This window comes from Streptomyces sp. NPDC088794, assembly GCF_044750545.1.
GTDB lineage: Bacteria > Actinomycetota > Actinomycetes > Streptomycetales > Streptomycetaceae > Streptomyces.
The window spans coordinates 597,010-611,070 of sequence record NZ_JBIVKB010000004.1; the positions used below are offsets into that span (position 1 = coordinate 597,010).

Below are 14,061 nucleotides of genomic sequence, written 5' to 3' on the forward strand. Positions count from 1 at the left end.
CCGGCCAGTTTGTGGGGACCATAGTGAGGCACGGGGACCGGTGGGAGAAGGGGTTTCTGTGGGTAACCCGGGAACGCTGCGGGAACGGCCCGAGGACTACCCGGGCGGCCGGGTGAACTCGTTGCGCAGGTCCGCGATCAGACCGTTCCCGTCGAGCGTCGCGTGCTCCACCCCCGCCACCGTCACGAGCCGGTCGTCGGCCGTGCGCGCCGCGCACACCCACTCGGCCCGCAGGGTGCCGTCGTCGAGCACGGTGCTGTTCCAGTAGTGCTTGGTGTCGGCGAAGGAGGCGAAGTGCGCGCGGTAGAACGCGACGACGGCCGCATGACCGTGGACCGGCTCCGGGCCGATCCGCACCGTCGCCTCGGGGGCGAACAGCGCCAGGAGTTCGGCCAGCGCCGACTCGTCGTGCACCGCGCGGTCGGCCAGACCGATGTAGCGGTCGATCGCGGTGCCGGTGCCGGTGGAGTCGGAGGTGGCGTCGGTGGTGCCGGTGTCCCTCACTTCGTCGAGCCCCCCTCGTTCGCCGCGACCGCCTTCGCCAGCAGGGCCGGGTCGGCCAGCGTGGCCGGGTGGCGCAGCATGTAGGAGACGTCGTGGAAGGCGCGCGTGACGTCCCCGTCGGAGAGGGTCGCGACGGTGATCTGTTCCATGGCCCAGCGCTGTCGCCGTACCTCCTTCGGCACCTCGGTGCCGTTGAGCGCGTCCAGGCGGGCCGCGTCACCCCCCGCGGAGACCATCCAGGCGGCGTCCACGACAACCTGCTGGAGCCGGAAGAACTCCCCTGCCGCCGTGCCGAGTTCGGGGCTGCCGCCGAGGTAGGAGGCCAGGCAGGAGGCGTGCAGCGCGGCGGAGCTCATGCCCTGGCCGCGGATGGGGTTGAAGGACGCCACCGCGTCGCCCACGCTCACCAGACGGGCGGGGAAGCGGTTCACCTCGGTGAAGTGCCGCCGTCGGCTCTCGGCCTGGTGGTAGGTCACCACGTCGCCGGTGACGGCGCCGGCGGTGGCGGCGGCGAAGACCGGGGGCAGTTCGGCGCAGGCCGCGCGGAACTCGTCGAGGGTCCGGCCGGGCCGGCTGTCCCCGTACCCCATCAGCATGACGAGCCACTGCCGGTCCTCGATCGCGTTCGCCGCCGCGACGGACACCTCGCCCGAGGGGAAGTCCGGCGTGAAGATCCCCAGGGCGCACGCCGTCTCCAGGTCGGCGAACTCCGCCGGCCGCTCGAAGAGGGCCGTGGCGTAGTTGATCGGTGCTTCCAGGCGCTCCAGCCGGGGATGGTCGTAGCCGCTCTCCTTCAGCCAGGTGGACAGCCTGCTGGAGCGCCCCATGGCGTCCACGACGAAGTCCGCGTCCAGCACGTCCGGGTCCCCGCCGGCCGGGACGTGGTGCACCCCGCCGACGGCGTTGTCGCGGTACCGCAGCCCGGTCGCCCGGCCGTGCAGGACGGACACGTTGGGCAGCGACGTGACCCGGTCGCGGATCAGGGACTCCAGCAGGGGGCGTCCGATCGCGAGCAGGTGGTGGTCCTCGCCGTCCCACGCCTGCGGTACGCCGTTGAGGGCGGTGACCTGCTTGTCGGGACCGGCGAAGGAGGCGCCGCGTGCCTGCGCCTCCTTCGTGATCCCCGGCAGCCAGCGCTCCACCCACCGCTGACCGGCCGGCAGCAGCGTGTGCACCTGCTGGTCCTGGGGCACGCCGGTCCGTGACCCGGTCGCCGTGGAGATGTCGTCGCTCTCGAGGACCACGACCCGGCGGGCCCGGTCGGCGAGCACCCGCGCCGCCAGCAGCCCCGCGATGCTGCCGCCGAGCACACAGGCCGTGTCGAACAGCACGGGTACGTCGTCGGGCGGGTCGGCCTGGACGAGCTTCTCGAAGAGCGCGATCACGGACTCGGTCATGGAACTTGCCCCCGTGGGTGAGGGCAGGGTGTGCGGACAGGACATCAGGACTGGGCGTGCGGAGACAGGGCGTGAGCGCGGGGCGAGGACACGTGCGCGACGCACGGCGCGAACCCCCGTGACGGCCACTCTCGCCGTCGCCGCCCGTCCGGGTCTTGTGCCGTCCGGCCACCTGTCCGGTACCTCCCTGCCAACCCCGCCGCCCCCGGGTCCCACGGGCGCGCCCCTTGGCGCCGCCCCGGCGCGCCCGCCTACCCTGGCCGCGTGGAGAGCGGCGGCATATCTGCCTGGCGGATCGGCGGTGACGGGCCGCCCCTGGTCGACGTCCGCGTGCCCTACGCCGACGAGAACCGGAACCATGTCCTGGTCAGCGAATGGCGACGCCAGTCGAGCGACATGGTGCCGCCGCCCCCGCTGCTGCTGCCCCGGCACAGCGAGGGGGCGTACCGGGTCCGCATCCGGGCCCAGCGGATGCTCGATCTCCAGGTCGAGGACCTGTCCAGCCACGCGATCTCCGGGAGCACCGGCGGTCCGGGCGGGCACCAGGGGGACGGGATCGTCACGCACGTCACGTTCGGCGGCGAGTGGCGGTTCGCGGCGCGGGGCCGACGGGGCCGGCAGGTCAGGGTGGGAGCCGGGACCCTGTGCGTCCGCAAGAACGTGGAGCCCTGGGACTTCGAGGTCGACCGGAGCACCCGGGCGCTGGCGGTGACCCTGCCCGCGAGCGCGCTCCGCTTCCCGGCGAACACCCTCTCCGTCAGCGCCGAACAGACCTCGCCCGCCGCGCGGTTGCTGCTCGCCCACCTCCGGCTGTTCGCGGAGACGGCCGACCTGCTCGCACCCGCGTCCGCCGCGTCGGCGCGCGAGGCGGCGGTCGAGCTGTTCCGGGGAGTGCTGAACGAACAGGTCGTCGACGACGCGGAGTTCGCGCCGGCGCTGCTCGCGGCGGCGACGGACTACATCGAGGACCGGCTGCTCGACGGCGGAGATCTGAGCCCCCGGGACATCGCGGACGCGCTCCATGTGTCGCCGCGCACGCTCTACCGGGTGTTCGCCCAGCACTCCGCCACGTCGTCGGTGATGGCGTACGTCCGTGAGCGGCGCCTGGAACGTGCCAGGGCGGAACTCGTCGCCACCCGGCTGACCGTGTCCGAACTGGCCGCCCGCTGGCGCTTCGCCGACAGCAGCCATTTCGTCAAGGCGTACCGCAAGCGCTTCGGCGAGACCCCGACCACGACCCGCCGCGGCTGACGGCCAGGCCCTGTCCGGCGGATCGGGTCGGCTGTGAGGTGCGGTGCTTCTTGGCCGGGCCGGGCGGGGTCTCGTGCACGCGGCTGCAAGGCGGAGGAGCTGACATCAGCCGCTGCCACGGCGGGCGACGCGATGGGAGGTTCCCGCGCGAGCGCGGCCGAGCGTGGGGGAGTGCGTGCCAGGGCCCGGCCGGCATGATCCGCCGGCCGGGCCCCGAACGCACTGAGAGCGGCGCACAAGCGCCGCGCTCCGTGGAGGTAACCGGGGCCGGGAAGTCAGTCAAAGGGCTTGGCGGCGGCGGGAGTTGTCACTCCTCGACGGTCAGCCCCTTGCGCAGTCGCACCAGGGTCCGGGTCAGCAGCCGCGACACGTGCATCTGCGAGATGCCGAGCTCGTCGCCGATCTCGGACTGGGTCATGCCCGCCACGAAGCGCAGCGAGAGGATCTGCCGGTCCCGGGACGGCAGCGCGGCGATCAGCGGCTTGAGCGACTCGACGTACTCGATGCCCTCGATGCCGTGGTCCTCGTAGCCGATCCGGTCCGCGAGGGCGCCCTCGGCGTCGTCCTCCTCGGGCTGGGCGTCCAGCGAGGAGGCGGTGTACGCGTTCGACGCGGCCATGCCCTCGACGACCTCGTCGTTGGAGAGGCCGAGCCGCTCCGCGAGTTCGCCGACCGTGGGCGCCCGGTCGAGCTTCTGGGCCAGCTCGTCGCCGGCCTTGGCCAGGTCGAGCCGGAGCTCCTGCAGCCTGCGCGGTACGCGTACGGACCACGAGGTGTCACGGAAGAAACGCTTGATCTCGCCGACGATGGTCGGCATGGCGAAGGTCGGGAACTCCACGCCCCTGGAGAGCTCGAAGCGGTCGATCGCCTTGATCAGGCCGATGGTGCCGACCTGGATGATGTCCTCCATCGGCTCGCTGCGGGAGCGGAAGCGGGAGGCGGCGAACTTGACCAGCGCGAGGTTGAGCTCGACGAGGGTGTTGCGGACGTAGGAGTACGCGTGGGTGCCCTCTTCGAGGGACTCGAGGCGAGCGAAGAGCGTCTTGGACAGCGCTCGTGCGTCGACCGGCCCCACCTCGTCGAACGGGGGGATCTCCGGAAGCCCGGCGAGCACATCCGTTTCGGTGCTCTCGATGGGATCCAGATGTTCCTGTTCCGGAAGGGGTGTCGACGTCGCCTGTGGGGTGTGCGGTGCGTCGAGCCGGGGTGACATGATGTCCTCCATCGTTCTCGGCATATGGCTGCCGAAGCCAGTGCGTGCACTGCGGTGTGCGGCGCCTCCAAAGCCGGCCGTGTCGGTTACGTACCTCTAGCCCTATCCGGTTTCGCACGCCTGCCGCAAGTGCTCTCTGTGTCGATATGTCCGCTTTCAGGCGGTTGTTCGGGTGTCGGAGAGTGTGAGGAAGGCGTAGTGTTCGAGGGCACATCAGTCAGCAGCCACCACGTCGGGAGACAAGACGGCATGGACCGCGGGACGGTCGGCAGCGCACAGTCCGGTCGGCTACTGGTCGAGGTGCGGGAAGAGGGCCACAGTGCCGTCGTGACCGCTGCGGGTGAGTTGGATCACCACACCGCCGACCTGTTGCGCGAGCCGCTGGACGATTGCCTCGACAAGGGATTCAACCGGCTCGTCGTGGACTGTTCACGACTGGAGTTCTGCGACTCCACCGGTCTCAACGTACTGCTCGGCGCCCGGCTGAAGGCCGAGGCCGCCGGGGGTGGGGTGCATCTCGCCGCGATGCTGCCGGTGGTGGCGCGCGTCTTCGAGATCACCGGCGCGGACGCGGTCTTCTCCGTCCACGACACCCTCGAAGCGGCCCTGGCCGGCGAGACGGGCTGAGGCGCGTGCGGGACACCGGCTGCCCGGCACGGGCGTTCCTGTCAGCGGGGGATTTTCCGGGCGTTACGCGTTCTGCGTCACATCGGGGGGTGTTCCGCCGGTTCCGTCGGGCAGGAGACATCCTGAACATGGTCTGCGGGCACAGTGACGGATCGGCCGTCGATGTACGTACTGACTTCTGAATCGTGAACTGGTGAATCGGTGAGGTGAAGCGCTGATGAGCACCACCCGGCCTTACCCGCCGGGCGACCGCGGCCCGGAGCCCGGCGGCGCTTCCGGGGCGTCCGACGGGGGCGTGGCGGCGGCGACCGGGGGAGATGGGGATGCGGCCGTGCCGCCGGCGGCGGCTGCGGCGGCCCCGGTGGGCCGGCAGGTCCGCACGCTGAACTTTGACGGCGCGAGCGGGGTCGTACCCCTCGCCCGTGACTTCGCCCGTCAGGCGTTGTGCGAGTGGGGCTGGCTGCCCGCCGCGTCGGCCGACCGGCGGGCCACCGCGGAGGACGTGCTGCTCGTGGTCTCCGAGCTGGTCACCAACGCCTGTCTGCACGCCGAAGGCCCCGACGAACTCTGGATCAGCGGCGACAGCAAGGTCATCCGCGTGGAGGTCTCCGACCGCGGCAGCGGCGAGCCGGCCCCCCGCACCCCGCACCGCGCGGGCCGCCCCGGCGGCCACGGCATGTTCATCGTGCAAAGGCTCTGCCTGGACTGGGGGGTCATGCGGACCCCGGGTGTGCCCGGCAAGAAGGTGTGGGCGGAGCTGGGCGCCCCGGCCTGACGCTCCCGCACCCAGGAGTACCCTCTCCACTCGAATCCCCTTGCGTGCGCGCCGGATCCCCACAACTCCGGCGCGCATCGTGTCTTCCTTCCTCACGACCCCGGGCGTACCTTGACGGCCGATCTGATGTGCCGTCAGGAATGAGGGGATCGTGTCGTACCACAAACGAACCGCCGCGCTCGCGTCCGTCGCGGCCCTGGCCGGCTCGGCGGTGCTGATGACCGCCCCCGCAGCCAACGCCGAGGTCGTGAGCGTCAACTACCAGTGCAAGACGCCGATCGGTGACAAGAGTGCCGTCTCGCCCATCGACATCAAGGGTGTCGAGAGCGGCAGCGGCTACAAGATCACCATGTCCTGGCAGAAGGGCGTCTCCTCCAGCCCGGTCGAGCTGGGCAAGGGTGCGATGAACCCGAGCGCCACCATCAAACTGGGCGGCGCCGACAGCGGGACGATGAACGTCACCGGACCCGCCAACCAGGCCGCCATCCCGGCCAACACCCCCATAAAGATCAACGACTTGACGGGTACGTACACCCCGAAGGCCACCGGGAAGGTCACGTTCACCCCGGCGATCCTCACCATCAAGGCGCTCGGCACCACCACCACGTGCACGCCCTCCAACAGCCCGGGCGCCGCGCTGACCCTCGACGTGACCGCGGCGGGCGGCTCCTCGTCCACGGGCGGCACCTCCCAGAGCGGTACGGACTCGGGCGGCTCGTCCCTCCCGCAGACCGGCCCGGACGACTCCGCCATCGCGCTCGGCACCCTCGGCGGCACGGTGCTGCTCGCGGGCGCGGCGGGCGCGCTGTGGCTGACCAGGCGGGGCCAGGCGGTACGCCGCTGACGACACCGTCCGTACGACCGCTGGAGCCGCCGGATGCGTGTCCTGTTCCTGTCCGCTTTGCTGCTGCTGGCCGCCGCCCCCACGGCGAGTGCCGCCGAGGGCTGGTCCCTCGCGCCCGCCGGCGGCTCCCGCCCCGCCTTCTACGCCGAGGGCGAGCCCGGCACGCCCCTGCGGGACACGGTGTCGGTGACCAACCGTGGTCAACGACCGGTCACCGTACGGCTGTCCGGCACGGGTGCCGGCGTCCGGATCGCCTTCGCCGAGAGCCGGGTACGGGTGCCCGCCCGCACCCGCGCCGACATCCCCTTCACGGTGACCGCCACCGGCGACCGCACCGGCGAGCTCGTCGCCCGCGACCGGGACGGCCGCCGTGCCACGGTCCCGCTCCGCCTGCGCGCGGCCGCCCCGGCCCTGTCCGCGCTGACCGTCGAACACGTCACCGTGCACGCCGACCACATCGCGTACGAGCTGGTCAACCGCGGTACGACCGTGCTGGTGCCGCGCCTGGCCGTGCACGCGGACGGCCTCCTCGGCCCGGTCCTGGACCGCGCCCCACGCACCCTGCCCGTCCACCTCCGCCCCGGCGAACGCCTCGACCTCACCGAACCCTGGCCCGACCACCCCGCCCTGGACGCGGTCGACGTCCGGCTCACGGCGACGGCGGCCGACGGAGCCCACGCGAGCGCGCACACCTCGGCCCGGTTCGTGCCCTGGGGCGCGGTGGCGGGGGTCGCGGGCGCGGTGGCCGCCGGGGGCGCCCTGATGGTCGTACGACATCGGAGGCGGCGGGCGCGGGCGGGCGGCGGGGTGGATCAACCCTCGCGTACGGAAGCCGAATTGACGGGAGCGGTGCTGTGAGCGGCAAGGTTCGGACACCTCGGCCCAGGGGCCGGATACCCGCGCTGGTCGCGGTGCTCGCGCTGCTGGTGCTGCCCTTGGCGGGCACCGCCGCGGCGGCGGACGGGCCGGTCGTGAAGCTGTCCAAGTCCCAGGCGGGGACCGGTGGTTCGATCACCGTCAGCGGCAGCGGCTGGCGGGCGAACGCGCTGCTGATGGTGCTGATCTGCGGCCAGGCCACACCGGCGCGGGGTGTCGTCGGCGGCACCAACTCCTGCGCCAACAGCGACGGCCGGGCCGTCACCACCGACGCGAAGGGCGCCTTCGGCAAGAAGCTTCCGGTCGCCGAACCGCCCGTGCCGTGCCCGTGCGTGGTGCACGTGGCGACCGTGACCGGCGCGAAGGCACAGGCCGACGCGGTCCTCCAAGTGGCGGGCCACGCGGTCGAACCGCTGCCCGCCGAGACCGCCGGCGGCCGGCTCTCGGTCCTCACCGACACCCGCCTCGACGGCTCCAGCGGGCTGCTCACGTGGTTCGGCGCCCCGCCCTCGCGGACCCTCGACTTCACCGTCGGCAACGTCGGCACCGCCGCGGTGAAGAACCCCGTCTTCCAAGTCGGCACCTCCCACGGCGTGTTCGCCCCGCAGTGGGAGGAACAGGAGTGGCGCGGCACGATCGAACCGGGCGGGAAGGCGCGGATCAAGCTCCCCGTCGACCTGGCCGCGGGCGCGCACGGCGACTACACCGTCTCCCTCAAGTACAGCGGGAAGGTGCTCGCCGAACAGCCCTGGGGCGTGGGCCGGCCGTGGGGCGTGACCGTGTTCTGGATCCTGGTCTGCATAGTCGTGCCGGCCGCGCTGTTCCGTATCGGCATGGCGGTCGTCGACCGGGTCCGCCCGCGCCGCGCGGGAGGCCTGCGCCACCGAGGCCTGCACCTCCCCGAACTCTCCCTGCGCCGCCCGAGGTTCACGATCACCCGGGCGCCCGCCGAGGAGCCCCTCGTCGCTTCGACCCTGCCGTGGTTCACCCCGGACTCCGATCCGGGCACGGCCGGTCGGTTCTCCGCACCGCACGACGACAGCCAGCCGAGTCCTACGGCTCCGGCGAGTCCCACGACTCCCGCGGGTCCGACGACTCCCACCAGGAAGGGATCCACGTGAGACAGCCGAGGAGAGTCACACCGGCCCGGAGAGCGGGGGCGGCGGGCGCCGCCCTGGCCCTGTGTTCGGCCGGCGTCCTACTGGGCATGGCCGCCGCGCCCGCGCAGGCCGCCGAGGTGTCGTACGCCACCCACTGCGTACCGCCCGCCGGAATCGATCCGGTCGACGGCACCACGAAGGTCGAGATCACCGCGCCGGCCACCGCGAAGGTCGGCGACACCGTCGACATCGTCTGGAAATTCACGCAGGCCGCGTCCAAGAACCCCGACATCATCGACCTGCCCGCGAACTCGGTGCAGCCCTCGGGCACGCTCAAGGCGGCCGGCGCGCAGACCGCGTCCGTCGCGATGCAGGGGCCGCGCGAGAACCCGGCCATCCCCAAGGGCGCCACCATGGTGCTGTCCGACATGAAGGGCTCGCTGAAACTGACGACGGCCGGGTCGGTCACCCTGACCCCGGACGCCTACAAGGTCAACGCCTTCGGCACCGACACCCAGTGCGCGCCGACGGTGACGGTGCAGCCGGCGGCGACGATCACGGTGACGGCGGGCGACGGCGGCGGCACGGACACGCCGACGCCGACGGACACTCCGACGGAGACGCCGACCGACACACCGACCCCTTCGGACACACCCACCGCCACCCCCAGCGAGAGCGACGGCACCGGCGGCCAGACCGACTTCACCGGCAAGGAGGTCGACATCCCGTACACCTGCCAGTCGCCCCTGGGTGAGAAGAAGGCGACCTCGCCGATCCAGATCAACGCCAAGAAGGACGGCGGCGACTTCGACCTCACGGTGCAGTTCAAGAAGTCGGTGATGGACAGCCCGGCCGACATCCCGGCGGGCTCGGTCAAGCCGTCGATGGACGTGATCGTGGCCGGCGCCGACTCGGGCTCGGTGCACGTGGAGGGCCCGCTGAACGCGGACGCCATCAAGACCGGCGACCCCATCGCCATCCCCGATCTCACCGGCACCTACAAGCCGGGCGCGAGCGGCTCCTCCACCCTCTCCCCGGGCATCCTCACGATCGAGGCCCTCGGCACGACCACGACCTGCACACCGGACAGGACCGAGGTCTCCCTGACCCTGGACACGACGGAACAGGCGAGCGGAGTGGCGGGCGGTTCGTCGACCTCGGGCGGCAGCACGTCGTCCGGCACGTCGTCGACGGACGGGGGCCTGGCGGCGACGGGCGCGGACGACCACGGCGCGCTGAAGGCGCTGGGACTGGTGTCCGGCACGGCGATCCTGCTGGGCGGGGCCGTCTTCACGTTCATGCCGGGCCGGAGGAGGACCAGGTAGGAGTGATGAAGGGTCACCGCGTCCGGCGAGGGAGGCGGTGACCCTTCGTGGATCTCTGATCCGGGCTTACGTCAGTGCACGTCGCCCATCAGCTCGCGGACCTTCCTGCGGTACATCCACACCGCCGTGCCCGCGATCACCGCGAGCACCGCTTCCAGGGCGACGATGCCCGTCTTGTTGAGGTCGACGCCGGCGATGGAGAGCAGGCCCGTGGTCGCGTCGCCGGCGGTGACCGCCAGGAACCAGACGCCCATCATCTGCGAGGCGTACTTCGCCGGGGCCATCTTCGTGGTGACCGAGAGGCCGACCGGGGAGAGGGTCAGTTCGCCGACGGTCTGGACGAAGTAGATGCCGACCAGCCACAGCGCGGCCGCCTTGTGGCCGCCGTCCGCGATCGCCAGCGGGGCCAGGAAGAGGAAGAAGGACGCGCCGATCAGGACCAGGCCCATCGCGAACTTCGTCGCCGTGCTCGGCTCCTTGCCGCGCCGGGCCAGCGCCAGCCACGCCCAGGCGAAGACCGGCGCGAGCGCCATGATCATGACCGGGTTGACCGACTGGTACCAGGAGACCGGGAACTCCCAGCCGAAGACCGTGTTGTCGGCGGAGGAGTCCGCGAACAGGGACACGGTCGAGCCGCCCTGGTCGTAGATCATCCAGAACACGGCCGCGGCCACGAAGAACCAGATGTACGCGGACATCTTCGACTGCTCGGCGCGGTCGAGGTCCTTGTCCCGCTTGATCCGGGCGATGACCAGCACCGGGATGACCAGTCCTGCCACGGTGATCGGGACCAGCAGCCAGTTCAGGGTGTAGTGGCCGGAGAAGCCGACGACCGCGTAGAAGACGATCGCGACGGCCGCCCAGAAGCCCGCCTTGCGCAGCGTGGCCGCCTTCTCCTCGGCGGACATCGGCGTGGGGACGATGTCGGAGCGCGAGCTGAGGTGGCGGGTGCCGAGCAGGAACTGGGCCAGACCCAGCGCCATGCCGAGCGCGGCGAGCGCGAAGCCCAGGTGCCAGTTGACGTTCTCGCCGACGGTGCCGATCACCAGCGGCGCGGCGAACGCGCCCACGTTGATGCCGATGTAGAAGACCGTGAAGCCACCGTCGCGGCGCGGGTCGTCCGGGCCGTCGTAGAGGTGGCCGACCATCGTGGAGATGTTGGCCTTCAGCAGGCCCGAGCCGATCGCGACCAGGCCGAGACCGCCGTAGAAGGTGCCCGCGCTCGGCAGGGCCAGGGTGAGGTGGCCGAGCATGATGATCACGCCCGCGACGGCGACCGTCCTGCGGGGGCCCAGGACCCGGTCCGCGAACCAGCCGCCCGGCAGGGCGAGCAGGTACACGAGCGACAGGTACACCGAGTAGATCGCGGTAGCGGTGGCCGCGCTCAGGTGCAGGCCGCCGGGGGCGACCAGGTACAGCGGGAGCAGGGCTTTCATGCCGTAGTAGGAGAAGCGCTCCCACATCTCGGTCATGAAGAGAGTGGCCAGTCCGCGGGGGTGGCCGAAGAAGGTCTGCTCGGAACCGGGGGTGCCCGGAGTCACCGAGTCCTTCGTCAGGCTGGACGCCATGGGTCGATCCTTGCTGATGGGGGACAGCCCGCACACAAAAGAGACCTTCAGCCGCAAAGCTCGCTAAAGGTCCCCGGTATCACTACAGGCATTCGCATCACCATACGGCAGGACACTGCCGGATATGGAAGGACTTGAGACACGGATCACAGGCGGCGGCGGAACCGCAAGCTTGTTTCCAAGGCCCCTCCCACGATCGCATCCCACAGACAGAGGTTCGCACCAGAACGCCCAAAGGTAAGAATCATGGGGGCCGATCACACCCCAGCTCAGGTAAAGAGCGGTCTACCATCACCTCATGACCCGTGTACTGCTCGCCGAGGACGACGCGTCCATCTCGGAGCCGCTGGCCCGCGCCCTGCGCCGGGAAGGCTATGAGGTCGAGGTGCGTGAGGACGGCCCCACCGCGCTCGACGCCGGGATCCAGGGCGGCATCGACCTGGTCGTGCTCGACCTCGGTCTGCCCGGCATGGACGGCCTGGAGGTCGCCCGCCGCCTGCGCGCCGAGGGGCACGCCGTGCCCATCCTCATCCTGACCGCGCGCGCCGACGAGGTGGACACCGTCGTCGGCCTCGACGCGGGCGCGGACGACTACGTCACCAAGCCCTTCCGGCTCGCCGAACTGCTGGCCCGGGTGCGGGCGCTGTTGCGGCGCGGGGCGGCGGAGCCGGCGCAGCCGCCCGCCACGCACGGCGTGCGCATCGACGTCGAGTCGCACCGTGCGTGGATGGGTGACGAGGAACTCCAGCTCACCGCGAAGGAGTTCGACCTGCTGCGGGTTCTCGTGCGAGATGCCGGGCGGGTGGTGACTCGTGACCAGTTGATGCGGGAGGTCTGGGACACGACGTGGTGGTCGTCGACCAAGACGCTCGACATGCATATCTCCTGGCTGCGGAAGAAGCTCGGGGATGATGCGGCGAACCCGCGGTACATCGCCACGGTGCGTGGTGTGGGGTTCCGGTTCGAGAAGAGTTGAGTGCGCTCTCGCCGTAGGGGCTGGTGTGCTTCGGCGAGTGCGGGTAGTTCGTGGCTGGTCGCGCAGTTCCCCGCGCCCCTAAAAGACAAAGACAGGGGCATCGACCCGCTGGCGCCCCTTGAAGTCACCGCCCGGAGGAGTTCGTGCGCCGTCGTCTGATCCAGTCCACCCTCGCCGTCGTGCTCGTCGTGATCGCTGTCTTCGGGGTGTCCCTCGTCATCGTCGAGACGCGGACCATCAGCAACAGCGCGCAGGAACGGGTGAGTTCCGAGGCGCAGCGGCTGGCGAGCATCGTGGACAGCCGGCTCATCGGGGCCGGGACCGTGAACGCCGAGGTGCTGCGGAGCCAGGTGACGCAGGATCGGTTCGCCGTGATCCGGATCCCCGGTGAGCCGGTCATCGAGGTCGGCACCCGGCCCGAGGGCGAGGTCATCCGCGGGCACGCCAAGGGGGAAGAGGGCGAGACCGTCGTCGTCGAGGAGCCCCGGTCGACCGTCACGCGCGAGGTCGGCCGGACGCTGCTGATCATCGGCCTGGTCGCGCTGCTCGCGGTGATCGCCGCCGTACTGCTGGCGATCCGCCAGGCCAACCGGCTCGCCTCCCCGCTCACCGACCTCGCCGAGACCGCCGAACGCCTCGGCTCCGGCGACCCGCGCCCCCGCCACAAGCGCTACAGCGTCCCCGAGCTGGACCGGGTCGCCGACGTCCTCGACGCCTCCGCCGAACGCATCGCCCGCATGCTCACCGCCGAGCGCAGGCTGGCCGCCGACGCCTCGCACCAGTTGCGTACGCCGCTGACGGCGTTGTCGATGCGGCTGGAGGAGATCACCCTCACCGACGACCCGGACACGGTGAAGGAGGAGGCCAACGTCGCCCTCACCCAGGTCGAGCGGCTCACGGACGTGGTGGAGCGGCTGCTGACGAACTCCCGCGACCCGCGCACCGGCAACGCGGTCTCCTTCGACCTCGACGAGGTCATCCAGCAGCAGCTCGCCGAGTGGCGCCCCGCCTACCGCAGCTCGGGCCGCGCGATCGTCAGCTCCGGCAAGCGGCATCTGCAGGCCGTGGGCACGCCGGGCGCGGTGGCGCAGGTGCTGGCGGCGCTGATCGAGAACTCGCTCATGCACGGCGGCGGCACGGTCGCGCTGCGCACCCGCGTGGTCGGCAACCAGGCCGTCGTCGAGGTGACGGACGAGGGGCCGGGGGTGCCCGCCGATCTGGGGGCGCGGATCTTCGAGCGGACCATCAGCGGCCGCAACTCCACGGGCATCGGCCTCGCGGTCGCCCGCGACCTCGCGGAGGCCGACGGAGGCCGCCTGGAGATGCTCCAGACCAAGCCCCCGGTGTTCGGGCTCTTCCTCTCCCGCAACCCTCTCAAGCGCCCCCTGGACCCGGACGACGACGAACCCACGACGGTCCGCTAGGGGCTGTCGTTTGGATCAGGCCGGCTGAGAGGCACAGTGCTTCTTGGCCGAGCCGAGCGGGGTCTGGTGCGTGCAGCTGCAAGGCGGAGGAGGGAGTCATGGCGGAGCCATGGCGAGTGACGACAACGCGGCAGATGTGCGTGCCAGACCCCGCGACGCCGGGCTGATCCAAACGACAGCC

13 protein-coding genes are annotated in these 14,061 nt (G+C 71.3%); 9 read left to right on the forward strand and 4 right to left on the reverse strand.

Annotated features, from left to right (window positions below; genetic code table 11):
- Nucleotides 1–96 precede the first annotated feature (96 nt).
- Together ACIP6U_RS15245 and ACIP6U_RS15250 are read right to left on the reverse strand one after the other, a co-directional pair.
- Nucleotides 97–504, reverse strand: a complete 408-nt coding sequence (locus ACIP6U_RS15245) for a nuclear transport factor 2 family protein (RefSeq protein ID WP_401716818.1) — start codon at nucleotides 502–504, stop codon at nucleotides 97–99.
- Nucleotides 501–1,901: an FAD-dependent oxidoreductase gene (locus tag ACIP6U_RS15250; RefSeq protein ID WP_401716821.1), complete on the reverse strand. Its 1,401-nt coding sequence runs from the start codon at nucleotides 1,899–1,901 to the stop codon at nucleotides 501–503. Before ACIP6U_RS15250 ends, ACIP6U_RS15245 begins: the two co-directional genes overlap by 4 nt.
- A 264-nt stretch (nucleotides 1,902–2,165) precedes the next feature.
- Between ACIP6U_RS15250 and ACIP6U_RS15255 the strand changes: the two genes are divergently transcribed.
- Nucleotides 2,166–3,152 carry a helix-turn-helix transcriptional regulator gene (locus ACIP6U_RS15255; RefSeq protein ID WP_401716823.1) on the forward strand — a complete coding sequence of 329 codons (987 nt, stop codon included), beginning with the start codon at nucleotides 2,166–2,168 and terminating at the stop codon, nucleotides 3,150–3,152.
- A 307-nt stretch (nucleotides 3,153–3,459) separates the two neighbouring features.
- Here ACIP6U_RS15255 and ACIP6U_RS15260 read toward each other — a convergent pair whose 3' ends face one another.
- Complete coding sequence (locus ACIP6U_RS15260) at nucleotides 3,460–4,365, reverse strand: RNA polymerase sigma factor SigF (protein WP_401716826.1); 906 nt, start codon at nucleotides 4,363–4,365, stop codon at nucleotides 3,460–3,462.
- 249 nt (nucleotides 4,366–4,614) lie between these two features.
- Between ACIP6U_RS15260 and ACIP6U_RS15265 the strand changes: the two genes are divergently transcribed.
- From ACIP6U_RS15265 to ACIP6U_RS15290, 6 genes are all read left to right on the forward strand, one after another.
- Nucleotides 4,615–4,992, forward strand: a complete 378-nt coding sequence (locus tag ACIP6U_RS15265) for an STAS domain-containing protein (RefSeq protein ID WP_401716828.1) — start codon at nucleotides 4,615–4,617, stop codon at nucleotides 4,990–4,992.
- 217 nt (nucleotides 4,993–5,209) lie between these two features.
- Nucleotides 5,210–5,767 (forward strand): ATP-binding protein, encoded by a 558-nt coding sequence (locus ACIP6U_RS15270; protein ID WP_401716831.1) that lies wholly within the window; start codon nucleotides 5,210–5,212, stop codon nucleotides 5,765–5,767.
- Between the two features lie 151 nt (nucleotides 5,768–5,918).
- Nucleotides 5,919–6,611: an LPXTG cell wall anchor domain-containing protein gene (locus ACIP6U_RS15275; protein WP_401716834.1), complete on the forward strand. Its 693-nt coding sequence runs from the start codon at nucleotides 5,919–5,921 to the stop codon at nucleotides 6,609–6,611.
- Between the two features lie 33 nt (nucleotides 6,612–6,644).
- On the forward strand, nucleotides 6,645–7,469 hold the full coding sequence (locus ACIP6U_RS15280; RefSeq protein ID WP_401716837.1) for a hypothetical protein: 825 nt from the start codon (nucleotides 6,645–6,647) through the stop codon (nucleotides 7,467–7,469).
- Nucleotides 7,466–8,608: a hypothetical protein gene (locus tag ACIP6U_RS15285; RefSeq protein ID WP_401716840.1), complete on the forward strand. Its 1,143-nt coding sequence runs from the start codon at nucleotides 7,466–7,468 to the stop codon at nucleotides 8,606–8,608. Before ACIP6U_RS15280 ends, ACIP6U_RS15285 begins: the two co-directional genes overlap by 4 nt.
- Nucleotides 8,609–8,694: 86 nt before the next feature.
- Complete coding sequence (locus ACIP6U_RS15290; RefSeq protein WP_401716842.1) at nucleotides 8,695–9,912, forward strand: hypothetical protein; 1,218 nt, start codon at nucleotides 8,695–8,697, stop codon at nucleotides 9,910–9,912.
- 71 nt (nucleotides 9,913–9,983) lie between these two features.
- On the opposite strand, the gene ACIP6U_RS15295 is transcribed toward ACIP6U_RS15290, so the two are convergent.
- A complete protein-coding gene (locus tag ACIP6U_RS15295) occupies nucleotides 9,984–11,480 on the reverse strand; it encodes an oligopeptide:H+ symporter (RefSeq protein WP_401716845.1) in 1,497 nt (498 codons plus the stop codon).
- 298 nt (nucleotides 11,481–11,778) lie between these two features.
- Here ACIP6U_RS15295 and ACIP6U_RS15300 point away from each other — a divergent pair, with 298 nt between their 5' ends.
- Together ACIP6U_RS15300 and ACIP6U_RS15305 are read left to right on the forward strand one after the other, a co-directional pair.
- Nucleotides 11,779–12,456 (forward strand): response regulator transcription factor, encoded by a 678-nt coding sequence (locus ACIP6U_RS15300; protein WP_124003719.1) that lies wholly within the window; start codon nucleotides 11,779–11,781, stop codon nucleotides 12,454–12,456.
- Between the two features lie 143 nt (nucleotides 12,457–12,599).
- Nucleotides 12,600–13,880, forward strand: a complete 1,281-nt coding sequence (locus ACIP6U_RS15305; protein WP_401716850.1) for an ATP-binding protein — start codon at nucleotides 12,600–12,602, stop codon at nucleotides 13,878–13,880.
- The last annotated feature ends 181 nt before the right edge of the window (nucleotides 13,881–14,061 follow it).

Coding starts and splice junctions, on each gene's coding strand:
- ACIP6U_RS15250 (WP_401716821.1), bottom strand. CDS start 1,901: ATGACCGAGTCCGTGATCGCGCTCTTCGAGAAGCTCGTCCAGGCCGAC.
- ACIP6U_RS15260 (WP_401716826.1), bottom strand. CDS start 4,365: ATGTCACCCCGGCTCGACGCACCGCACACCCCACAGGCGACGTCGACA.
- ACIP6U_RS15265 (WP_401716828.1), top strand. CDS start 4,615: ATGGACCGCGGGACGGTCGGCAGCGCACAGTCCGGTCGGCTACTGGTC.
- ACIP6U_RS15270 (WP_401716831.1), top strand. CDS start 5,210: ATGAGCACCACCCGGCCTTACCCGCCGGGCGACCGCGGCCCGGAGCCC.
- ACIP6U_RS15280 (WP_401716837.1), top strand. CDS start 6,645: ATGCGTGTCCTGTTCCTGTCCGCTTTGCTGCTGCTGGCCGCCGCCCCC.
- ACIP6U_RS15290 (WP_401716842.1), top strand. CDS start 8,695: ATGGCCGCCGCGCCCGCGCAGGCCGCCGAGGTGTCGTACGCCACCCAC.
- ACIP6U_RS15295 (WP_401716845.1), bottom strand. CDS start 11,480: ATGGCGTCCAGCCTGACGAAGGACTCGGTGACTCCGGGCACCCCCGGT.
- ACIP6U_RS15300 (WP_124003719.1), top strand. CDS start 11,779: ATGACCCGTGTACTGCTCGCCGAGGACGACGCGTCCATCTCGGAGCCG.